Genomic DNA, 20,099 nt, shown 5'->3' on the forward strand with positions numbered 1-20,099 from the left:
CCCCAGCGATCAACCGTCTGGCCCGCCTGGCCTTTCGACCGCTGGTGACATCATGAGCTCCTGCCCCTTGGTGGAACAGCGCGCGTACCCGATCCGGATCGGCTCGGCGGCCGGGCCCGGGTCGGCGGCCACCACCGGCGCCAACGCCTGCCACGGCCGCCCGGGGAGCAGGTCAGGCCACTATCCGTTGGATTTTCGGCGGTTGCTATCGGGATCCCGATGAGAACCTCGTCCACCGGACGGCGCGCGTGCGCCAGGCCGTCACCGATCCGGGCGGCTGACGGGTTCAGGCGGCGGACAGGATGGCGTTGGCGCGGTCCAGGACGACGCCCAGCACGCGGCCCGCCGTGGCGAGGTCTCCGTCCGGCAGGCCGGACCACAGCTCGCGGGTGATCGGGGCGAGGGCGGCGCGGACGTCCGACCACCGGGCCTGGCCCTCGCCGGTGACCTCGACGCGGCCATCGTTCTCGCGCAGGAAACCCGAGGTGGCCAGCTCGGCGATGCGCGTCTCCGCCGACTCCCGGCTGATCCGCGCGGCGCCGATGACCCGGCGGATCAGGTCGTCGCGTTCGTTTGTCCCGCCGCTGGCCGCAGCGAGGGTGAGGGTGACCCACTGGGGCTCGGAGATGCCGGTCCCGGCGAGGTGCCGGTCCAGGATCGCGTTGAGCGCCTTCTCGGTCTGGCCGATGAGCGCGGTGCCGAAGGGACGTGCGTCGGTCGTCATGATGACCCCTAACCGTTTGTCTCACAAACGTTTATGACACTAATGAAACTATGTCGTTAGTCGGACTAACGCAAGGGGTGTAAGTGTGGGGTGGGTCTCATGGAGGCGCGGGCGTAGCTGATCCGCGTCTGCCCGGCCGGTCCGGCGCCGACGGCCGACGGACGCGGCAGCTCGACCCACCCGCCCCGGGCTTCCGCACTGCCGGGGTGGGTAGGTTCAGCGCCTTGGCCAAATGGGTTCTCTGGTACGTCTGACCCAAACGGTCGGAACCTGACAGGGTGCACATGCCCCGCGCCGCCGAATTTGCGTCGGAGCGCACTCCAGCTCCTAGGTTCCGGAGCATGCGATACATCAAACTCGGAATGACCGGACTGGAAGTCTCCGCCGTCGCCCTCGGCTGCATGAGCTTCGGCGAGCCAGACCGGGGCGGCGAGCCCTGGTCGCTGGGCGCGGACGCCAGCCGGGACATCATCAAGCAGGCCCTCAATGGCGGCGTCAACTTCCTCGACACGGCCAATGGGTACAGCGCCGGAAGCAGCGAGGAGATCGTCGGCCAGGCGGTCAAGGACTTCACCCGGCGAGAGGAGGTCGTTCTTTCCACCAAGGTCTGGATGCGGATGCGCCCCGGCCCGAACGGCGCCGGGCTGTCCCGCAAGGCGATCTTCGCCGAGCTCGACGCCTCCCTGAAGCGACTGGGGACCGACTACATCGACCTGTACCAGATCCACCGCTGGGACTACGGCACCCCGATCGAGGAAACCCTCGAGGCGCTGCACGACGCGGTCAAGTCCGGGAAGGTCCGCTACATCGGAGCCTCTTCCATGTACGCCTGGCAGTTCGCCAAAGCCCTGTATCTGGCTGACCTGAACGGCTGGACCCGGTTCGTGTCGATGCAGGACCACTACAACCTCATTCACCGAGAAGCAGAACGGGAGATGTTCCCGCTCTGCGCCGACCAGGGCATTGGCGTGATCCCGTGGAGCCCGCTGGCGCGGGGCAAGCTGACTCGGGTCCAGGACACCGCCACGGCGCGTGCCGAGACGGACGAGGGCGGCAAGATCCTCTACCGCGACGAGGACCAGGCAGTGGCCGAGCGCGTCCACGAGATCGCGGGCAAGCGGGGTCTGTCCCCGGCCCAGGTCGCCCTGGCCTGGGTCATGCGCAACCCGGCGGTGACCTCGCCCATCGTCGGGGTCACCAAGCCGGCCCAGCTGGCCGACGCGGTCGCCGCCGTGGACGTCGAACTCGACGATGACGAGGCCGCCTACCTGGAGGAGCCCTACCAGCCGCACGAGGCCGCCTACCTGGAGGAGTCCTTCTACAAGCAGCGGCATGGGGCGGGCTCCCGGTAGTCCGGGCTACCGCCGGGCCTTCGAGGAGTCCTTGGCCTCGGCCTTCACAGCCCAAGCCTCGCCGCCGGGCTCCGCCCACCGCCACGTTCCAGTTTGTCGACAACGGGCGTACCGGGATCAGCACGAACCGTGACGCTGGAGATCGTAGCCCGTCTTGAGAACCCGAAAATCCCACCTCAAAGGCGGGTTCGTTGGATCTTCCGCGACTGCTGCCGGGGTTCGGGTTTGCTGGAACGGCAACGAGGTTCGCTGGGGGGCGGTGGGAGGGGGCACCATCGGGGCATGGACGAAACCAGCACTGGCCAGGCGTTCTGGGACGGGCGCTACTCCGAGCACGACCACCTGTGGAGCGGCGAACCCAACGCCGTCCTCGTCCGGGAGATCACCGACCTGGAACCCGGGACCGCCCTGGACCTCGGCTGCGGCGAAGGCGGCGACGCCATCTGGCTCGCCCGGCGCGGCTGGGGCGTCACCGCAGCAGACATCTCCGGTGTCGCGCTCGATCGCGCCGCCCACCACGCCAAGGCCGCGGGAGTCGCCGACCGGATCGAGTTCCAGCGGCACGACCTTGCCGCGTCCTTCCCCGAAGGGACCTACGACCTGGTCTCCGCCGCGTTCCTGCACTCCCCCGAGGAGGGCATGCCGCGCGAGGCGATCCTGCGCGCCGCCGCCGCGGCCGTCGCGCCCGGCGGCGTCCTGCTGGTCGTCGGGCACGCCGGGCCACCGCCGTGGGATCCCGACGCGCACCCGGGCGTGCACCTGCCCACGGCCGACGAGGTCCTGGCGTCGCTGCGGCTCCCCGACGACGTGTGGGAGGTGCTGGTCAGCGACGAGCACGAGCGGATCCAGACCGCCCCGGACGGGCGCACCATGACCCGCACCGACAACGCGCTCAAGCTCCGCCGCAGGGGCTGAGCCAGGGGCGGGCCGTCAGCGACCGGCGGTCCGCTCCATCAGCGCCGTGAACTCCTCCAGGGAGATCCGGCCGTCACGGTTGGCGTCGGCGGCCACGACCACCTCGACCGCGCGGGTCTCGGTGATGTCCTGCCCGAGCTTGGTCATCAGGTTCTTCAGCTCGGCCGTGGAGATGTACCCGTCGCCGTCCACGTCCACGAGCTCGAACGTCGCCCGGTAGTCGTTCACGTCCGCCACTGGCCTGCTCCCTCGTTGATCGGTTGCCGGGCTGACGGTAGCACTGGGGTGTTCCCGCCCGTCGCCTTTACGTAGTAAGGTCAAGGCTGGGTTCGGGGTCCGCCATAATCGGACGGGTGCGCCGCACGTACGAGTTCCTCGACCATCCGGGCCCGATCCCCTTCGCCCATCGCGGCGGCGCGGGCGGGCGGCCCGAGAACTCCATGGCCGCCTTCCAGCGCGCCGTCGACCTCGGCTACCGCTATCTGGAGACCGACGCGCACGCCACCGCCGACGGTGTCGTCGTCGCCTTCCACGACCGCACCCTCGACCGCGTGACCGACCGCGCCGGGACCATCGCCGAGCTGCCGTACTCCGAGGTCGCCAAGGCCCGCATCGGCGGCACCGAGCCGATCCCCCGCCTGGAGGAACTCCTCGGCTCCTTCCCGGACGCGCGGGTCAACATCGACCTCAAGGACGCCCCCGTCATCGGCCCGCTCGCCGCCGCGCTGCACCGCACGAAGGCCTGGCACCGGGTGTGCCTCACCTCGTTCTCCACCCGCAGGCTGGCGCAGATGCGCGCCCGACTCCCCCTGTTCACCGACGGCGGCGTGTGCACGGCGCTCGGCCCGCGCGGCGTGATGGCGCTGCGGGCCCGGTCGTACGGCGGCCCGGCCGCCAAGCTGATCCGCCTGGCCGCCACCGGCGTCGCCTGCGCCCAGGTCCCCTACGGGCTCGGGCCGCTGCCGTTCGTCACCGAGTCGTTCATCGCCCGCGCCCACGAACTCGGGCTCCAGGTCCACGCCTGGACGGTCAACGACCGTCCCGACATGGAACGGCTCCTGGACCTCGGCGTCGACGGAATCATGACCGACGAGCTGCTGACGCTCCGGGACGTCATGGCGTCCCGCGGCCACTGGCCCGGCGCCGGGCTCGCGCGGGATCAGCGGCCGAAGCCGGGGCGCTGACCGCCGGGCGGACGGTACCGCGCCGCGACCGGCAGCGGAGCCTCCTCGGACAGGCCGCGCGGCCGCTCCTCCGACACGGGCAGGTCGGCGCGCGTCAGGTCGAGTCGCGCCGCCCTGATCTGCCGCAACAGCTCCAGGTCCGCCGCTGAGACGAGCCCGGCGACCGTCTTGCCGTGCCGGGTGAGGACGACCTCCTCGCCGCCGTAGACGACCCGGTTGACCAGCTCCGCGAAGATCTTCCGGGCCTTTGTCACCGCGATTTCCACATCATTCATCCTATAGCGAACACCTGGAAATCCGACTCGGTGGTCATACACTCAAAACGTACGTTTTATACATAGCGGTCAAGGGAGGGTTCATGGAACCGGCGGAGACGCTCGTGGGCAGGACGCGGGCCGTGGCGACCGAGGTACCGCAGCTGGCGCAGGCGCAGCTGTACGAGCGGCTGCTCGCCCAGCGGATCGTGTTCCTCGGGACCGAGATCGACGACCAGGTCGCCAACCGGGTCAACGGGCAGTTGCTGCTCCTCGCGGCGCAGGACGCCCGGCGCGACATCACGATCTACATCAACTCGCCCGGCGGGGTCGTGGACGCCGGGATGGCGATCTACGACATGATGCAGTTCGTCCCGAACGACATATCCACGGTCGCGATGGGCATGGCGGCGTCCATGGGACAGACGCTGCTGTGCGCCGGGACGCGGGGCAAGCGGTACGCGCTGAGGCACGCGCGGGTGATGATGCACCAGCCGCACGGCGGGATCGGCGGGACCGCGTCCGACATCAGGATCCAGGCCGAGCAGTCCCTCTACCTCAAGCGGACCCTGGCGGAGCGGACGGCGTTCCACACCGGGCGGACGCTCGAGCAGATCGAGGCCGACGGGGACCGCGACGCCTGGTTCACAGCCGAGCAGGCACGCGACTACGGTTTCGTGGACCACGTCATCGACAACACCGACCGGGTGGGCACATGACCGGGAACGGCACGCGGGACGAGCGGCGCTACCTCGTCCCCCAGTTCGAGGAGCAGACGACCTACGGGCGCAAGGACACCGACCCCTACAACAAGCTGTTCGAGGACCGGATCGTGTTCCTCGGCGCGCCGGTGGACGACATCAGCGCCAACGACGTCACCGCGCAGATCCTGGCGCTGGAGGGCATGGACCCCGACCGGCCCATCGCCCTGTACATCAACTCGCCGGGCGGGTCGCTGACGGCGATGCTGGCGATCTGCGACACCATGCGCTATGTCCGTCCGCCGATCGAGACGACGTGCGTGGGGCAGGCCGGGTCGGCGGCGGCGGTCCTGCTGGCGACGGGGTCGCCTGGACGCCGCGCGGCGCTGACCGGAGCGCGGATCCTGCTGCACGAGCCCGCGATCGAGGTGTCCAGCGGCTACGCCACCGATCTGGACATCCAGGCGCGGGAGGTGCTGCGGCTGCGGCGGCAGACCGAGGAGATCGTGGCGGAGGCGACCGGGCGCGACCCCGAGACCGTCCGCCGTGACCTGGACCGGGAACGCTACTTCACCGCCGCTGAGGCCAAGGACTACGGCCTGATCGACGAGGTGCTCACGGCCCGCCGCTGACGTCCCGCACCGGAAAATCTCACCGGCACGGCGTGGCATGACCGGAAACGACAGGGTTGGATCATGCCGCCCCGGGGAATCTTGTCACCGGATTCAGCGTTGGCAAGGGCAAGACCGCAAGCCGTCTGGGAGGCACGTGACGATGGCCGAGCGCGCACTTCGCGGCACCCGACTCGGAGCGACGAGCTACGAGAACGATCGCAACACCGATCTGGCCCCTCGGCAAGAGGTGGACTACACCTGCACCAAGGGCCACAGGTTCACCGTGACGCTCGCAGCCGAGGCCGAGGTGCCGATGACCTGGGAATGCCGCAACTGCGGCGCCACGGCCCTGCGGGTCGACGGGGAGTTGCCACAGGCGAAGAAGGGCAAACCACCGCGCACGCACTGGGACATGCTCATGGAACGCAGGACGCTCGAAGACCTCGAAGAGGTCCTGGCCGAACGGCTGGAGATCCTGCGCGCGGGACGCAAGAAGTCCGCGTGAGTTCCTGAGCGACCGAAGGGGGAACCAAACGTCGACGCCACTGTCGGCCACATCCGGCCGCCAGTGGCGTTCGCGCTTTCCGGGGGGTCTCAGTTCTCGCGCGTCCAGGCGGGCGGGCAGGTCGTTAGTTGGACTAACGCAACGGGGTAGGGTCGGCGTCATGAGCAGTAGAGCCGATGCCGCGGACATGCCCGTCGACGGCGAGACGAGGACGCCGGACAGGCTGCGACGGACCAGCCGCCTTCTGTCGCTGATGTCCGCGCAGTCGGATCGGCTGATCAACGAGGGCCTGGCCCGGGCGGACGCGCGCAAGTGGCACTACGCCGTGCTCGCCTCGTTGCTGGAGTACGGGCCGGGCAGCCAGGCGACGCTGAGCCGGCGCACCGGCATCTACCGCAGCGACATGGTCGGCGTCCTCAACGAGCTGTCCGAACGCGACCTCGTCGAGCGGGCGCCCGATCCCGACGACCGGCGCCGCAACGTCATCACGATCACCGAGCAGGGCCGCCGGCAGCTGCGGCGCCTCGACACGGTCCTGGACGAGCTGCACGACGAGCTGCTCGCCCCACTGCTCCCCGCCGAACGCGACCAGTTCGTGCGGCTCCTCACCCGCCTCCTGGACCACCACGCGCAGCAGGCCTGAGTGGCTGGGGTCAGCGGCCCGAGCGGGGACGGATCAGGCCGCTCTCGTAGGCGGTGACGACGGCCTGGACGCGGTCGCGCAGCCCCAGTTTGCGCAGGACGCGGCTGACGTGCGTCTTGACCGTCTCCTCCCCCACGGTGAGCCGGGCGGCGATCTCGGCGTTGTTGAGGCCCTCGGCGACCAGGCGCAGGACGTCGGTCTCGCGGGGGGTCAGCGCGTCCATGCCGTCCGGCCGGTGCGACGGCGGACGCGGACGGAGCCGGGCGAACTCACCGATGAGGCGGCGCGTCACGGCGGGCGCCAGCAGCGCCTCCCCCGCCGCGACGACCCGGACGGCGTCGAACAGCCGCTCGGCCGTGACGTCCTTGAGCAGGAACCCGCTGGCCCCGGCGACCAGCGCGTCGTACACGTGCTCGTCGAGGTCGAACGTGGTGAGCATCAGGATCCGCGGGGCGTCGGGGGCGGCGGCGATGCGGCGGGTGGCCTCGATGCCGTCCATCAGGGGCATCCGAACGTCCATCAGCACGACGTCGGGCCGGTGCTCGCCGCAGACCCGGACGGCGGCGGCTCCGTCGGCGGCGGTCGCGACGACGGCCAGGTCCGGCTGGGTGCCGAGCAGCGCCCCGAATCCGGCGCGGACGACCTCCTGGTCGTCGGCCACCACGACGCGCACGCTCACGGCCGCCTACCCATCGGCCTACTCATCGGGGGCACCCACCGGCAGCGTCGCCTCCACCAGGAAACCGCCGACCGGGCCGGGGCCGGTGCGCAGGTCACCGCCGACGGCGGCCGCGCGTTCCCGCATGCCGAGCAGCCCGTGCCCGGCCGTCCGGGTGTCCGGGTCGGGCAGGGGGCCGGGGCCGTTGTCGCGGACGCTGACGCGCAGCTCCCCCGGCGCGTAGTCGAGGTCAACGTCGACGGCGGCGCCGGGCGCGTGCCGCCGGGCGTTGGTGAGGGCCTCCTGCACGATCCGGTAGGCGGCCAGCTCGACGCCCGGGTCCAGGACGGCGACACCGCCGCGCACGATCAGCCGGACTCCCGACGCGCCCGACTCGCGGGTCTCGTCGATCAGGTCCAGGAGCTGCTGTAGACCCGGCTGGGGACGGCGCGTCGGCTCGGCCCCGGCGTCCTCACGCAGCACGCCGAGCAGCCGCCGCATCTCGGTGAGCGCCGTCCGCGCGGTGTCGCCGATGGCCAGCAGCCGCGTGGCGCCCTCGGCGGGCATGCCGGGGACGGCCAGCCGCGCGGTCTCGGCCTGCACGGAGATCATCGAGATGTGGTGCGCGACGACGTCGTGCAGCTCGCGGGCGATGCGGGCCCGCTCGCCCCGCGCGGTGTGCTCCAGCAGCGTGTGCTCGAACCGGCGGCGGGAGGCGTCCCGCTCGGCGGCGTCGGCGCGGCGCCGCAGCATCCGCCGCCGCAGCAGCACCGACCACACGGTGACCAGCGCGACGACCGCCGCGACGGCCACTCCCTGGTGCAACACACACGCGGCTGCGGTCGCCACGGTGACGATCGCGGCGGCGGCGGTGATCCGGTCGCGGGCCAGGACGAGCGGGAGCGTCGCGCACACGTCCACCACGATGGCCAGGGACAGGAACGCCCCGGACCCGCCGGTCCGCCACACCGCCTCGCCGGTCCCCGCCACGGCCAGCGCGGCGCCGATGGCGGGCCACAGCCCCCACCCCGTGATCGTCCCGCTCCGCCGCACGCCTGTCATTGTGGCGTGAACGGCGGCGCGGCGGCGTCCCCCCGGGGAGGGACGGGGCCTCCCCCGACGCCCGCCGCCGGAAACGGCTCCGCAGCGGGACGACGCCGGGCCGCGACGGTCCGTAATCTCCCTGGCCATGGACGCAACCATCGAAGTGCGGGGCCTCCGCAAACGGTACGGGCCGACCGTCGCCGTGGACGACCTGTCGTTCACCGTCGGCCCCGGCCGGGTCACGGGCTTCGTCGGCCCCAACGGCGCCGGCAAGTCCACCACCATGCGGATGATCATGGGGTTGGACCGGCCCGACGGGGGCACCGCCCTGGTCGGCGGGAAGCCGTACCGGTCGCTGCGGACGCCGCTGTGCCGTCTCGGCGCGATGCTGGACGCGGCGGCCCTGCACCCGGCGCGCCGGGCCCGCGACCACCTGCTGTGGCTCGCGCACGCGGGTGGGATCCCGGCCCGCCGCGTCGACACGGTGATCGAGCTGACGGGCCTGACCGGCGCGGCCCGGCGCCGCGCGGGCGGGTTCTCGCTCGGCATGCGGCAGCGGCTCGGGATCGCGGCGGCGCTGCTCGGCGACCCGCCGGTGCTGATGTTCGACGAGCCGGTGAACGGCCTGGACCCCGAGGGCATCACGTGGATCCGGGGCCTGCTGCGGTCGCTGGCCGCCGAGGGCCGCGCGGTGCTGGTGTCCAGCCATCTGATGAGCGAGCTGGAGGGCGGCGCCGACCATCTCGTCGTGATCGGCCGGGGCCGGTTGATCGCCGACACCGGCGTCGGGGAGCTGCTGGACGCCGCGTCCGGCGGCCGCGTCGAGCTGCGCACCGCGCGACGGCAGGAGGCGATGACGGTGCTGGCCCACGCGGGCGCGACCGTCACGGCGAACGGCCGGGACGCGGTCACCGTCGCGGGCCTCGGCTCCGAACGGATCATCACGCTCCTCACGGGTGCGGGCGTGGCGTTCAGCGGCATCTCCGAGCACCGCGCGACACTGGAGGAGGCCTACATGGAGCTCACCCGCGACGCCGTCGAATTCCGCGCCGTGGCCGGACGGGAGGCACCGTGACCGCGCCCTCGGGTTCCACTGCGGTGACCCCGTACCGCAGCACCGTCGAGCAGGACGCGAGCGACGGGTTCGGGCGGCTGCTGCTGTCGGAGTGGACGAAGCTGCGGACCGTCCCCCGCTGGATGCTGGCGTTGCTGCTGGCGGTGGCGTTGACCGTGCTGGTGGCGCTGCTGACCGCGACGTCCACCCAGTCGAGCGGGTCCGGGGAAGGGACCGCCGACCCCGACCGCGTGCAGATCTACGACCTCGGGCAGTACACCTACCAGCCGCTCGCCGGGGACGGCGCGGTCGTCGCGCGGGTCACGTCCCAGCAGGGCGGGGGCGCGTGGGCGAAGGCCGGGCTGATGATCCGGGGCAGCGCGGAGCGCGCCACCCCGTACGCGGCGCTGATGGTGACGCCCGGTCACGGCGTCCGCCTCCAGACCGGCTACAAGGGCGACGGGCAGGGCCGCGCGAACCCCGGGGTGGCGACCACGCCGCGCTGGCTGCGGCTGACCCGCTCGGGCACGACCGTGACCGGCTACGAGTCCGCGGACGGACGCGACTGGCGGCGCGTCGGGTCGGTGACTCTGGACGGCCTGCCCCGGTCCGCGCTGGCGGGGGTGTTCGTGGCCGCGCCGGACGCCGCGAAGGTCGAGCGGCAGTTCGGCGGCGAGAGCGTCAGCACCGAACCCGCCGACACGCGGGCCGCGTTCGACAACGTGTCGCTGTCCCCGGCACAGCCCGGCGCGGCGTGGCGCGACCGTGGCGCCCTCGGCGGGCCCGCCGTCCAGGGCGACGCGGGCGAGACCACCCGGTCCGGCGGGACGTTCACGCTGACCGGGACCGGCGACATCGGCCACAACGCCTTCGTCGACGACACCACCCGCATGACCCTCACCGGCGTGCTGGTCGGGCAGGCCGCGATCATCGCGCTGGCGGTGCTGTTCGTGACGTCCGAGCACCGGCGCGGGATGCTCCGCACGACGTTCGCGGCGAGCCCCCGGCGCGGCCGGGTCCTCGCGGCCAAGGCGATCGTGGCGGGGACGGCGGCGCTGGTCGCGGGCCTGGTCGCGGCGTTCGGGTCGATGGGGCTGGCGTCGCCGCTGCTGCGCTCGTCCGGGGTGTCGCCGCCGCCGCTGGCGGACCCGGCGGTGCTGCGCGCGATGGTCGGCACGGCCGCGCTGCTCGGCGTCATCGCGGTGTTCGCCGTGGCGGTCGCGTCGATCGTGCGGCGCAGCGCGCCCGCGATCACGATCGTGCTGCTGCTCCTGCTGCTTCCGCAGATCGTCGCGACGGGGCTGCCGCTGTCGGCAGCGCGGTGGCTGGAGCGGATCACCCCGGCGGCGGGGTTCGCCGTCCAGCAGACCGTCCACCGGTTCGACCGGGCCATCGACCCGTGGGCCGGGTTCGGTGTGCTGTGCGCCTACACGGCGGTGGCGCTGGCCGCCGCGCTGTGGCTGAACGGGCGGCGCGACCCGTGAGGGCCGGGACGGTCCACGCGGAGTGGACGAAGCTGCGCACGCTGCCGAGCACCGGGTGGCTGCTGCTGGCCCTGGCCGGGCTCACCGTCGCGGTCGGCGTGGCGATGGCCGGGTCGGTCGACACCGCGCACTGCCCGACGCCCGCCGGATGCCAGGAGGACACCCCGAAGCTGGTGCTGTCGGGAGTGCGGCTCGGGCAGGTCGCCGCGATCGTGCTCGGCGTCGTCGCGGTCGGCGGCGAGTACGCCACCGGGACGATCACCGCGACGCTGGCGGCGGTCCCGCGCCGCGGCCGGGTCCTGGCCGCCAAGGCCGCCGTGGTCGCGGCCGCCGTCGCCGCCGCGGGCACGGTCGGGGTGCTGGCGTCGCTGGCGGCGGGCCGGGGCATCCTGCCCCGCAACGGGTTCACCGCCGCCAACGGGTACCCGCCGCTGTCGCCGCTGGACGGCGCCACGGCCCGCGCGGCGGGCGGGACCGTCCTGTACCTGGTGCTGGTGGCGCTGCTGTCCCTGGGCGTCGCCGTGGCGGTGCGGGAGCAGGCGACGGCGATCACGTCGGTGCTGGGGCTGCTGTGGATCGTGCCGATCATCGTCCAGTTCGTGGGGGACGAGACCTGGCGGGAAAGGCTGAACAAGGTCGCGCCGATGTCGGCGGGCCTGGCCGTGCAGTCGACGCGGGGCCTGGAACGGCTTCCGATCGGGCCGTGGCCGGGCCTCGCGGTCCTCGCCGGGTACACGGCGGCGGCGCTGCTGGTCGGCGCGGTGTTGTTCGCCGTCCGCGATGCCTGACCGTGTCAGGCGTCTCGCCCCGTGAGGCGCCTGGCGCGGTCAGTCGACGACCTCGCCGCGGACCACCGGTCCCGGCGGGGTCTCGTCGCGGTCTGGACCAGAACCGGGACCAGAACCGGGCCCGGGTCCGGGGCCGCGACCAGGGCCGGGGCCGAAGCCCGGCGGGAAGATCGCGTAGGCCTCGCGGTCGGCGGCCGCCCGCATCCGCCGCGACGCCCACCCCGACAGGGCGCGGCGCACCAGCGGACGGGTGAACGGCAGGATGAACAGCAGCCCGAACACGTCGGTGACGAACCCGGGCGTCAGCAGCAGCACGCCACCCGCCATGATCAGCGCGGCGTCGGCGAGTTCCCGGTCGGGCATCACGCCGCGGCCCACCGCGTCCTGGAGGGCCCGCCACGCGCGGCGGCCCTCCCGGCGCACGATCCAGGCGCCGAGCAGGAACTCGGCGGCCAGCAGCCCGACCGTGGGCCAGGCACCGATCGCCCCGCCCAACTGAATGATCACGAAGATCTCCAGGACGGGCATTCCCAGCAGCACCAGGACCAGTAGCAGCGGCAGCATGACTCCAGCTTCGGGTCGGGAAAATCCCTCTCCCCTGGTACAACGCCAGGACCCCCCCGAACGTTTCCCCAAGGGCGAGGGTTCGGCGGCGCAAGCTCATCGTGCGCGGGTTCAGCGTGCGCGGGTTCGGGGGGACGGGTTCAGCGGGGCGGGCGGAGCTTACGGGCGCGGTCCGACACGCCCCACTGGGTGATTCGCAGCGCCGCCTCGGCCATGACGTCCCGGCTCATCTTGCTGGTGCCGTGGACGCGCTCGACGAACGTGATCGGCACCTCCACGACCCGCAGGCCCTGCCGCAGCGCGCGCAACGCCAGGTCGATCTGGAAGCAGTAGCCGCGCGAGTCGACGCCGTCCAACCCGATCTTGTCGAGGGTCGCGGCGCGGAACGCGCGGTAGCCGCCGGTGGCGTCGTGTAGGGGGATGCCGAGCATCAGCCGGGCGTAGGTGTTGGCGCCGCGCGACAGCGCCTCGCGCCGCTTCGGCCAGTTCTCAACCTTGCCACCGGGCACCCAGCGGGCCCCGATGACCAGGTCGGCGTCCTGTAGCGCGGTCAGCAGCCGGGGCAGTTCCTCGGGCTGGTGGGAGCCGTCGGCGTCCATCTCGACCATGACGTCGTAGCCGTGCTCGGCCGCCCACCGGAACCCGGCGATGTAGGCGGGGCCGAGGCCGTCCTTCCCGGCGCGGTGCAGGACCCTGATCTGCTCGTCCCGGTCGGCCATGGCGTCGGCGACGTCACCCGTGCCGTCGGGGCTGGCGTCGTCGACCACCAGGACGTCCACGGCCGGGACGGCCTCGCGCACCCGCCCGGCGATGCGCTCGATGTTGTCCCGCTCGTTGTACGTCGGGATGATCACGAGCACCCGGCCGAGGTCGGCTGGGATCTCCATCGTCGTCAGTTCCCCTCGTCGTTCCCGGCCCGACGGCGGGCCGGGGTCCATGCCGCCGCGCAGAGCGCGCCGAGCCCGAGCGCCGCGAGCGCCCATTCGGGCACGGCGCCGACCCGGTCGGCCACCGTCCGCGACGTCCGCGCCTGGACGGTCGCGACCTGCAAATCCGGGACGAACTCCCGGGACTTGTCGATCATCCGGCCGTCCGGGGCGACGATCGCGCTGATGCCGCTCGTCGCGGCAACCAAGATCGTACGGCCATGTTCGACCGCGCGCAGCCGGGACATCGCGATCTGCTGGGGCGGCAGACTGGTGCGGCCGTAGGTGGCGTTGTTGGTCTGCACGACCAGCAGGCTGCCGTCCGCGACGTCGCGGACCTCCCGGTCGTAGGCGACCTCGAAGCAGATCACGTCGCCGATGGTGACCGGGCCGAGCCGCATGACTCCGGAGCGTTCGCCCTTGGCGAAGTCGCGGGGGACGCGGTTGAACCGGGTGATCAGTTTGGTGAGGACGTCGCGGAACGGGAGGTACTCCCCGAACGGGACGGGATGCCGTTTGACGTAGTAGTCGCCGGGCCCGATCCGCGGGTCCCACACGATGCCGCGGTTCTCGACCTTCTTGCCGTCGGGGGTGTCGGTGAGCGCGCCGACCAGGACGGGGACGCCGATGTCCTTCACCGCGCCGTCGATGGAGGCGTAGGCGTCGGGCACGGCGTAGGGGTCCAGGTCGCTGGCGTTCTCGGGCCACACGACCAGCGCGGGCCGGGCGACCTTGCCCGCCCGGACCTGCTCGGCGAGCTTGTGGGTCTCGTTGACGTGGTTGTTCAGGACGGCCTTGCGCTGCCCGAGGTAGTCCAGGCCGAGACGCGGCACGTTGCCCTGGATGACGGCGACGGTCACCGGACGCCCCGACGTGGGCGTCGGGATCAGCGCGCCGCCCCCGACGAGCGCGCCCGTCACGGCGAGCGCGACCCCACCGGGCACCAGCACGCGCCACGGGATTCGCCGCCCGTCGTCACCCTCGGCCTCGGAACCGGCCGCGCGGGCGCGCTGGGCGCGGCGGACGGTGACGGCGGCGTAGGCGAGGAGCCCGCCGATCAGGGCGGTCAGGAACGTGACAAGGGGCGCGCCGCCGTACGCGACGTAGGGCGTCAGGGGCGTGGCGGTCTGGCTGAACGCCAGCCGCGCCCACGGGAACCCGCCGAACGGGACGTGCCCGCGGATCAGTTCCTCCCCGATCCACAGCGCGGCCGTCCACACCGGCCAGCCGCGCAGCCGGGTGACCAGGGAGATCCCGGCGCCGAGCGGCACGAAGTACAGGGCCTGGACCAGGCTGAGCGCGATCCACCCGTCCGCGCCGATGGCGGAGATGCCGTCCAGGACGGGCAGGAAGAACGCGGCGCCGCCGACGAAGCCGAGCCAGGCGCCGGTCCGGGCGGGACGTCCGCGCAGCGCGAGGGTGAACATGGCGACGCCGACCGGCGCGCAGGGCGTGAGGTCGTGGGGCGGGAACGCCAGCCACATGACCAGCCCGGACGCGACGGCGAGCAGCGTGCGGGGCCAGCCCGCGCGGCCGCCACGCCGAAGCCAGCCGGACGCGCGGCCGAGCCGTCCCGGGCGGGCCGCACCCGGTTCGCCGCCCGGTTCGCCGCCTGGGCCCTCGTCCGGGCCCTTCGCGGGCGACCGGTCGGGAAGGGTCTCCTGGGCCACGTCCCACCTCGTTCGCTCGGTCCGATGGCTGGAACGCTACCGGCCCACAGCGACCACGGCGACCGCACCGCCTCGCGCGTACACGGAAGAGGGCCCGCGACATCCATCGGGCCGGAGTCGTCCCACAGGCGGTGGGAGCGAGGCTCCGTTTTCTACTGGATGTCGGGGCCCTTCCCGGGTCCAACCCCCCGCCCGATCGGGCGGCTCCGCCCAGGGCACGGCCTCGGAACACCGTGCTGGCTCGGGCGGACACGGCAGTCGACCACTCGCATGATCCCCGTCCCGTCGCGTGCGCGGTGCCCGGCGGCGCCTCGGGCAGCCGATCGGTGAGTCCCGTGCTGGACTGGAGCAAAACTACCGGCTTCCGCCACCTTGTCAACCGCCTCATGTTCTGCGGCGACTCCGTGTTTTCCCAGCTCAACACCATGATCGCAAGGAGGGTCGAATTGGCCCCCGGAGCTGGGCGATCATGATATGCGACCGGGTGGTCAGTTGGCCGGCGGGGGCACGACGACGGTACCGGTCGCGGTGACCGCGACGATCGGTTCGGGCAGCGCCTCGGCCGCCGATCCGGACCCGCCGGGACGGCTTCGGCACACCACCCGGGCCTCGAAGTCCATGACGCGGCTGCGGGTCCCGGCGCGGACGAGGACGGCGCTGGTCTCCAGGACGTCCCCGGCCCGGACGGGGGCGCGGAACTGCACGTCGGAGTAGGAGGCGAACAGCCCCTCGTCGCCGTCGGTGCGGACGCACAGCTCGGTCGCGGCGTCCCCGAACAGCCCGAGGACGTAGGCGCCGTCGACCAGGTCGCCCGCGTAGTGGGCGTGGGAGTAGGGGATGTACCGGCGGTGCGTGACGGTCAGCCCCTCGCGCGGATCGCTCACTGGCCCGCGTCCTCCTCGTTCTCCTCGTCCTCGCGCGGCTCGCTGGGCAGCAGGGCGTGCACGAGGTAGCTGGCGACCTCGGCGGGCGTGGTGCCCCGGCCGAAGATCCGGTCGACGCCGAGGTCGGCCTCGGTGACGGTGTCGAAGCGGGGGCCGCCGACGACCAGGAGCGGCCGTCCCATCCCCCCGGCGACGGCGGTCGGGTATTCGGCGTGGAACGCGGCGGCCATCTGCTTGGTGTTGTGCAGGTGCGCGTTGCGTTGCGTGACGACCTGCGACACCAGGACGGCGTCGGCGTTCTCGGCCTTCGCGCGTTCCACCAGTTCCGCGACGGTCACCTGCGCGCCCATGTTCACCACCTGGATCTCGCGGTAGTACTCCAGGCCCTTCTCCCCCGCGAATCCTTTGACGTTGAGGATCGCGTCGATCCCGACGGTGTGCGCGTCGGTGCCGATGCAGGCGCCCACGACGACCAGCCGCCGGTTCAGGGCGCCGCGGATGGCCAGGTTCACCTCCTGGGACGTCAGCAGCGGGTAGGCGCGCTCCGGTGGGACGGGGATGGACGCGTAGTCGATGAGGTGCCCGGCCTTCCCGTACACGATGAAGAACGTGTAGTCGGGGCCCATCGGCTTGCTGTGGACGACGCTGGCGGGTTCCAGGCCCATCTTCCCGGCGAGTTGCAGCGCGGCGGCCTCGGCGCGTTTCCCGGCAGGGACGGGCAGGGTGAACGACATCTGCACCATGCCGTCGCCGGTGGTGTCGCCGTAGGGGCGGATCACCTGCCGCGCGTCGGCCGGTTCGGTGGGTGCGGCCGGGTCGGCGGGGGCCTTCGTCCCGGTGCCGAGGCCGGGCCCGGGGCTCTCGATGGTCATACGGGCACCTCCTGGTCGGCGGCGGTCGGGCGGGCGGCGTGCGGGTCCTCGGTGTCGAGGATCTCGATCGCGGGGTTGACGTACCCGTCGGCGCGGGGGACGACGCCGTCCAGGCCCTTGCCGCCGTCCGGGGGACGGCGGGTGATGCCGAACGTGCCCTCGGCGATGGCGTTCAGCAGGCCGTCGTCGGCGACGCGGCCGAGCAGGTCCACCGACTCGGCCAGCACCCGCTTCGCGCGTTGGACGAGCATGCCGTCCGGGCGGGGCATGAAGTCCTCGGCGAGGTCGCCGCAGGCGCCGCGGACGTACCGGACGTTCTCCAGCGCCAGGTCGCGGTCCGACAGCCACGGGGTGTGGATGCCCTCGGTCATCATCCCGATCAGGATGATCGACTGCCCGGTCAGCACCCCGGCCAGGTTGAAGAAGGCGTCCAGCAGGTACCCGGCGAAGATGTTGCCGGTCATGTGCTTGGTCGGCGGCATGTACTTCAGCGGCGCGGCGGGGAAAAGCTCCCGGACGAGTTGGGCGTGCGCGAGTTCCAGCCGGAACGACTCGGGCACCGCGGGGTCGATCTCGAAGGCGTGACCGAGGCCGAGCTGCGCGTCCGACAGGCCCGCCTCGTGGCCGAACCGTTCGTTGAGCAACTGGCTGACGACGACGGTGTGCGCGGCGTCGACGGCGTCGGCGGTGGTGAGGTAGTTGTCCTCGCCGGTGTTGATGACGATCCCGGCGCGAGCGTGGATCTGCCGCGAGAACCGCTGGTCGATGAACGTCCGGCGCGGGTTGATGTCGCGGAAGATGATCCCGTACATGCAGTCGTTCAGCATCATGTCGAGGCGTTCGAGACCGGCGAGCGTCGCGATCTCCGGCATGCACAGCCCGGACGCGTAGTTCGTCAGCCGCACGTAGCGGCCGAGTTCGCGGGACACCTCGTCCAGCGCGGCCCGCATCAGCCGGAAGTTCTCCCGGGTCGCGTAGGTGCCCGCGTAGCCCTCGCGGGTGGCGCCCTCGGGGACGAAGTCGAGCAGCGACTGGCCGGTGGAGCGGATCACCGCGACGACGTCGGCGCCCTCGCGGGCGGCGGCCTGCGCCTGCGGGATGTCCTCGTAGATGTCGCCGGTCGCCACGATCAGGTAGATCAGCGGCCGGGGCGGGTCGGCGGCGTCGGGCGGCGGCAGTTCGCGCAGCAGGCGGTCGCGTTCGGCGCGGCGGCGGTCGATGCGGCCGATCCCGGCCCGCGCCGCCCCGGTCGCCGCCGTGTGGGCGCGCGTCGCGTCGGATCCGGTGGGCAGGCGGAACGACACGCGGCCCCGGGCGGCGGCTCCGGCCAGGTCGCCGAGGGTGCGGTGCGGGCCGGTGAGCAGCGCGTCCCAGACGGGCAGGGCGACGCCGTGCTCCAGGCCGACCTGGTCGCGGACGGCGTCGGCGAGGTGGTTGGCCCAGGGGCGTCCGGCGTCGTCGGCGCCGGTGAGCCCGGCCAGGCGCAGCAGGGCCCGTTCGACGGACACGGTGGTGTGGGTGCGGGCCATCTCGATGATGGGCTCGGCGGCGCGGGCGGCCAGCCGCCGGGCGGTGCGCACCGCCTCCGGATCGAGGTCCAGCTTTCCCTGGGGCGTCATCGCCGTCTCCCCTCACACGGCCGCCCGTAACGGGCGGGATCCGTCAATCATCCGCCATATCGAGATCTCTACCGAAGATTTTCCGGCATGAACCCAGTATTTAACAAGAACTATCAGTTGGTCCCCCGTTACAGCCAACAGGGGCCAGATCCCCCTTTCCTGACTGACCGGTCACCTCACCTGTTGGTGAGTAACGCACCGAAGCGCCCTCCGCGACCATAAGTAAAACTACAATCACGCGAAGTAATGGCGGGTCCGCCCAGGGAGAGCAATGATCATCTATTTAGCGGCCGCTACCTGCGCCGTCGGCGTCGTACTCACGGCGAGCGTGCTGCTGCGCAGGGCCCGCGCGGGCATCGCCGACGGCGACCCCGACGGCCCCACCACCGGCCACACCGGCGCGATGCTGTCGGCGCTCTTCCTGCTCGCCATCGCCATCGCCGTCATCGTGCCGTGGACGACGGCCGACGCCGCGTCGTCCAACACCTACACCGAGAGCCAGGCGGTCTCCGAGGCGTACTGGGCCGCCGCGCGGCTGCCTCCGGCCGACGCCCAGCGCGTCCGGCTGGAACTGCGCGAGTACGTCGACCTCGTCCGCGGCCCCGAGTGGAAGCTGATGCGCTCCGACGGGAAGCTGAGCCCCGAGGGCTGGGCGCGGCTGGACGGGCTGCGCCGCGACGTCATCGCCATCCAGCCGAGCGGCGACGACGAGATCAAGGACGCGCGCGGCACCGTCCTGATCCACCTCGGCGAGATCTCCGCGGCACGCCGCCAGCGCGCCGTGGACGCCGACACCTCCCCGCCCGCGGGGCTGCTCGTCGTCACGATCGCCACCGGCGTCGTGGTCATGCTGCTGCCGTTCTTCTCCGGGGCCCGGCCGCGCGGGATGACGCTGGTGCCGCTGTCGCTGATGGCCGCGCTGCTGGCCGCCGGGACGTACCTGACGGTCGACATCTCGCACGTGTTCAACGGGGCCCTCGCCGTGGGCCCGGACGCCTTCACGAGCCTGCACACCGACCTGCAACGCATCCAGGCGGGAGGCTGACCGTGCGCCGCGCCCGCGCCCGTGCCCTCACCCTGGCGATGCTGACGGTCCTGCCCGCCGCCGCGCTGGCGCTCCCCGCGCCCGCGCTCGCCACCGACGCGCACCCACACCCGCGACCGGAGCCGATCCCGCACCCGCGGATCAGCATCTGCGTCCACGTCGAGATCGACCTGGGAATCGGCGTCCACCTCGGGCATCCCGACCATCCCGGGCACCCCTGCGTCCCGCCCCCGCCACAACACCCGCCGCCGCCGCCACCTCCCCCACCGACAACGCCGATCCCTCCACCACCACCGCCGCCGCCGACCGTGACGCCGAGCGTGACGAAGCCGCCGCCACCGCCACCGACCGAACCGCAGCCCACCACGCGGCCCACACCGACCCGGCGGGCCGTGGCCGTGACGCCCGCTCCCCCACGGCCGACGCCGACGCGGCAACGGCCGTCCCCGCCCGCCACGACCGCGGCGCACACGATGCCGCAGGCCCACAGCAAACCGCCGCAACGCCGTGATCCGCTGCGCACGACGCTGGTCGTGGTGGTCATCGCGATCGTCATCAGCGCGGGCGCCGCCGTCGCGTTCGCCCGCTGACCCCGACCA

General features: G+C 72.6%; 23 protein-coding genes. 12 read left to right on the plus strand and 11 right to left on the minus strand.

Going from position 1 to position 20,099, the window contains the following annotated elements:
- Positions 1-286 precede the first annotated feature (286 nt).
- Positions 287-724: a hypothetical protein gene (locus ABD808_RS06270; protein ID WP_344891200.1), complete on the minus strand. Its 438-nt coding sequence runs from the start codon at positions 722-724 to the stop codon at positions 287-289.
- Positions 725-1,065: 341 nt separating this feature from the next.
- Here ABD808_RS06270 and ABD808_RS06275 point away from each other — a divergent pair, with 341 nt between their 5' ends.
- Together ABD808_RS06275 and ABD808_RS06280 are read left to right on the plus strand one after the other, a co-directional pair.
- Entirely contained in the window at positions 1,066-2,076 is a 1,011-nt protein-coding gene (locus ABD808_RS06275; RefSeq protein ID WP_344891202.1) for an aldo/keto reductase, read from the plus strand.
- Between the two features lie 282 nt (positions 2,077-2,358).
- Positions 2,359-2,991: an SAM-dependent methyltransferase gene (locus tag ABD808_RS06280; protein WP_344891205.1), complete on the plus strand. Its 633-nt coding sequence runs from the start codon at positions 2,359-2,361 to the stop codon at positions 2,989-2,991.
- Positions 2,992-3,006: 15 nt separating this feature from the next.
- Here the strand turns inward: ABD808_RS06280 and ABD808_RS06285 are convergent, their stop codons facing one another.
- Entirely contained in the window at positions 3,007-3,228 is a 222-nt protein-coding gene (locus ABD808_RS06285; RefSeq protein WP_344891208.1) for an EF-hand domain-containing protein, read from the minus strand.
- A 116-nt stretch (positions 3,229-3,344) separates the two neighbouring features.
- Between ABD808_RS06285 and ABD808_RS06290 the strand changes: the two genes are divergently transcribed.
- Positions 3,345-4,175: a glycerophosphodiester phosphodiesterase family protein gene (locus ABD808_RS06290; protein WP_344891211.1), complete on the plus strand. Its 831-nt coding sequence runs from the start codon at positions 3,345-3,347 to the stop codon at positions 4,173-4,175.
- Here the strand turns inward: ABD808_RS06290 and ABD808_RS06295 are convergent.
- Positions 4,151-4,450: a type II toxin-antitoxin system Phd/YefM family antitoxin gene (locus tag ABD808_RS06295; protein WP_344891214.1), complete on the minus strand. Its 300-nt coding sequence runs from the start codon at positions 4,448-4,450 to the stop codon at positions 4,151-4,153. The genes ABD808_RS06290 and ABD808_RS06295 overlap by 25 nt on opposite strands.
- An 83-nt stretch (positions 4,451-4,533) precedes the next feature.
- Here ABD808_RS06295 and ABD808_RS06300 point away from each other — a divergent pair, with 83 nt between their 5' ends.
- The 4 genes from ABD808_RS06300 to ABD808_RS06315 all read left to right on the plus strand — a co-directional run bounded on the left by ABD808_RS06300 (position 4,534) and on the right by ABD808_RS06315 (position 6,892).
- Positions 4,534-5,148 carry a ClpP family protease gene (locus ABD808_RS06300; protein ID WP_344891217.1) on the plus strand — a complete coding sequence of 205 codons (615 nt, stop codon included), beginning with the start codon at positions 4,534-4,536 and terminating at the stop codon, positions 5,146-5,148.
- Positions 5,145-5,762 (plus strand): ATP-dependent Clp protease proteolytic subunit, encoded by a 618-nt coding sequence (locus ABD808_RS06305; RefSeq protein ID WP_344891220.1) that lies wholly within the window; start codon positions 5,145-5,147, stop codon positions 5,760-5,762. Before ABD808_RS06300 ends, ABD808_RS06305 begins: the two co-directional genes overlap by 4 nt.
- Before the next feature lie 142 nt (positions 5,763-5,904).
- The gene (locus tag ABD808_RS06310) at positions 5,905-6,249 is read left to right on the plus strand and encodes an RNA polymerase-binding protein RbpA (RefSeq protein ID WP_344891223.1); all 345 of its coding nucleotides are present in this window, start codon (positions 5,905-5,907) and stop codon (positions 6,247-6,249) included.
- Positions 6,250-6,409: 160 nt separating this feature from the next.
- Positions 6,410-6,892: a MarR family winged helix-turn-helix transcriptional regulator gene (locus ABD808_RS06315; RefSeq protein ID WP_344891225.1), complete on the plus strand. Its 483-nt coding sequence runs from the start codon at positions 6,410-6,412 to the stop codon at positions 6,890-6,892.
- Between the two features lie 10 nt (positions 6,893-6,902).
- Here ABD808_RS06315 and ABD808_RS06320 read toward each other — a convergent pair whose 3' ends face one another.
- Both ABD808_RS06320 and ABD808_RS06325 read right to left on the minus strand, forming a co-directional pair.
- Positions 6,903-7,571 carry a response regulator gene (locus ABD808_RS06320; RefSeq protein WP_344891228.1) on the minus strand — a complete coding sequence of 223 codons (669 nt, stop codon included), beginning with the start codon at positions 7,569-7,571 and terminating at the stop codon, positions 6,903-6,905.
- Between the two features lie 18 nt (positions 7,572-7,589).
- Complete coding sequence (locus ABD808_RS06325) at positions 7,590-8,603, minus strand: sensor histidine kinase (RefSeq protein ID WP_344891231.1); 1,014 nt, start codon at positions 8,601-8,603, stop codon at positions 7,590-7,592.
- A 136-nt stretch (positions 8,604-8,739) separates the two neighbouring features.
- On the opposite strand from ABD808_RS06325, the gene ABD808_RS06330 reads away from it, so the two are divergent.
- The 3 genes from ABD808_RS06330 to ABD808_RS06340 are packed head-to-tail and all read left to right on the plus strand — an operon-like array spanning position 8,740 to position 11,920.
- Positions 8,740-9,669 carry an ABC transporter ATP-binding protein gene (locus ABD808_RS06330; protein WP_344891234.1) on the plus strand — a complete coding sequence of 310 codons (930 nt, stop codon included), beginning with the start codon at positions 8,740-8,742 and terminating at the stop codon, positions 9,667-9,669.
- Positions 9,666-11,132 carry a DUF1349 domain-containing protein gene (locus ABD808_RS06335; RefSeq protein ID WP_344891237.1) on the plus strand — a complete coding sequence of 489 codons (1,467 nt, stop codon included), beginning with the start codon at positions 9,666-9,668 and terminating at the stop codon, positions 11,130-11,132. The genes ABD808_RS06330 and ABD808_RS06335 overlap by 4 nt, the downstream gene beginning before the upstream one ends.
- The gene (locus ABD808_RS06340) at positions 11,129-11,920 is read left to right on the plus strand and encodes an ABC transporter permease subunit (RefSeq protein ID WP_344891240.1); all 792 of its coding nucleotides are present in this window, start codon (positions 11,129-11,131) and stop codon (positions 11,918-11,920) included. Before ABD808_RS06335 ends, ABD808_RS06340 begins: the two co-directional genes overlap by 4 nt.
- Before the next feature lie 39 nt (positions 11,921-11,959).
- On the opposite strand, the gene ABD808_RS06345 is transcribed toward ABD808_RS06340, so the two are convergent.
- The 6 genes from ABD808_RS06345 to kamD all read right to left on the minus strand — a co-directional run bounded on the left by ABD808_RS06345 (position 11,960) and on the right by kamD (position 18,455).
- Positions 11,960-12,484, minus strand: coding sequence for an FxsA family protein (locus tag ABD808_RS06345; RefSeq protein WP_344891242.1), 525 nt, complete (start codon positions 12,482-12,484; stop codon positions 11,960-11,962).
- A gap of 140 nt (positions 12,485-12,624) precedes the next feature.
- A complete protein-coding gene (locus tag ABD808_RS06350; RefSeq protein ID WP_344891248.1) occupies positions 12,625-13,371 on the minus strand; it encodes a polyprenol monophosphomannose synthase in 747 nt (248 codons plus the stop codon).
- Between the two features lie 5 nt (positions 13,372-13,376).
- Entirely contained in the window at positions 13,377-15,080 is a 1,704-nt protein-coding gene (lnt, locus tag ABD808_RS06355; protein WP_344891251.1) for an apolipoprotein N-acyltransferase, read from the minus strand.
- A gap of 488 nt (positions 15,081-15,568) precedes the next feature.
- Positions 15,569-15,964, minus strand: a complete 396-nt coding sequence (gene kal / locus ABD808_RS06360; RefSeq protein WP_344891254.1) for a 3-aminobutyryl-CoA ammonia lyase — start codon at positions 15,962-15,964, stop codon at positions 15,569-15,571.
- A complete protein-coding gene (kamE, locus tag ABD808_RS06365) occupies positions 15,961-16,836 on the minus strand; it encodes a lysine 5,6-aminomutase subunit beta (RefSeq protein WP_344891257.1) in 876 nt (291 codons plus the stop codon). The genes kal and kamE overlap by 4 nt, the downstream gene beginning before the upstream one ends.
- Positions 16,833-18,455: a lysine 5,6-aminomutase subunit alpha gene (gene kamD, locus ABD808_RS06370; RefSeq protein ID WP_344891260.1), complete on the minus strand. Its 1,623-nt coding sequence runs from the start codon at positions 18,453-18,455 to the stop codon at positions 16,833-16,835. Before kamD ends, kamE begins: the two co-directional genes overlap by 4 nt.
- A 271-nt stretch (positions 18,456-18,726) precedes the next feature.
- Here kamD and ABD808_RS06375 point away from each other — a divergent pair, with 271 nt between their 5' ends.
- Together ABD808_RS06375 and ABD808_RS06380 are read left to right on the plus strand one after the other, a co-directional pair.
- The gene (locus tag ABD808_RS06375) at positions 18,727-19,500 is read left to right on the plus strand and encodes a bestrophin-like domain (RefSeq protein ID WP_344891263.1); all 774 of its coding nucleotides are present in this window, start codon (positions 18,727-18,729) and stop codon (positions 19,498-19,500) included.
- Positions 19,501-19,502: 2 nt separating this feature from the next.
- Positions 19,503-20,090: a hypothetical protein gene (locus ABD808_RS06380; RefSeq protein ID WP_344891267.1), complete on the plus strand. Its 588-nt coding sequence runs from the start codon at positions 19,503-19,505 to the stop codon at positions 20,088-20,090.
- Positions 20,091-20,099 lie beyond the last annotated feature (9 nt).

The sequence above is a fragment of the Actinomadura meridiana genome, from assembly GCF_039537545.1.
Lineage (GTDB): Bacteria > Actinomycetota > Actinomycetes > Streptosporangiales > Streptosporangiaceae > Spirillospora > Spirillospora meridiana.

What these genes read in the sequence shown, in the direction of transcription:
- ABD808_RS06345 (WP_344891242.1), bottom strand. Translation starts at nt 12,484, where the DNA reads ATGCTGCCGCTGCTACTGGTCCTGGTGCTGCTGGGAATGCCCGTCCTG.
- ABD808_RS06270 (WP_344891200.1), bottom strand. Translation starts at nt 724, where the DNA reads ATGACGACCGACGCACGTCCCTTCGGCACCGCGCTCATCGGCCAGACC.
- ABD808_RS06310 (WP_344891223.1), top strand. Translation starts at nt 5,905, where the DNA reads ATGGCCGAGCGCGCACTTCGCGGCACCCGACTCGGAGCGACGAGCTAC.
- ABD808_RS06375 (WP_344891263.1), top strand. Translation starts at nt 18,727, where the DNA reads ATGATCATCTATTTAGCGGCCGCTACCTGCGCCGTCGGCGTCGTACTC.
- ABD808_RS06330 (WP_344891234.1), top strand. Translation starts at nt 8,740, where the DNA reads ATGGACGCAACCATCGAAGTGCGGGGCCTCCGCAAACGGTACGGGCCG.
- kamD (WP_344891260.1), bottom strand. Translation starts at nt 18,455, where the DNA reads ATGACGCCCCAGGGAAAGCTGGACCTCGATCCGGAGGCGGTGCGCACC.
- ABD808_RS06295 (WP_344891214.1), bottom strand. Translation starts at nt 4,450, where the DNA reads ATGAATGATGTGGAAATCGCGGTGACAAAGGCCCGGAAGATCTTCGCG.
- kamE (WP_344891257.1), bottom strand. Translation starts at nt 16,836, where the DNA reads ATGACCATCGAGAGCCCCGGGCCCGGCCTCGGCACCGGGACGAAGGCC.
- ABD808_RS06315 (WP_344891225.1), top strand. Translation starts at nt 6,410, where the DNA reads ATGAGCAGTAGAGCCGATGCCGCGGACATGCCCGTCGACGGCGAGACG.
- ABD808_RS06305 (WP_344891220.1), top strand. Translation starts at nt 5,145, where the DNA reads ATGACCGGGAACGGCACGCGGGACGAGCGGCGCTACCTCGTCCCCCAG.
- ABD808_RS06300 (WP_344891217.1), top strand. Translation starts at nt 4,534, where the DNA reads ATGGAACCGGCGGAGACGCTCGTGGGCAGGACGCGGGCCGTGGCGACC.
- ABD808_RS06275 (WP_344891202.1), top strand. Translation starts at nt 1,066, where the DNA reads ATGCGATACATCAAACTCGGAATGACCGGACTGGAAGTCTCCGCCGTC.
- ABD808_RS06280 (WP_344891205.1), top strand. Translation starts at nt 2,359, where the DNA reads ATGGACGAAACCAGCACTGGCCAGGCGTTCTGGGACGGGCGCTACTCC.
- ABD808_RS06350 (WP_344891248.1), bottom strand. Translation starts at nt 13,371, where the DNA reads ATGGAGATCCCAGCCGACCTCGGCCGGGTGCTCGTGATCATCCCGACG.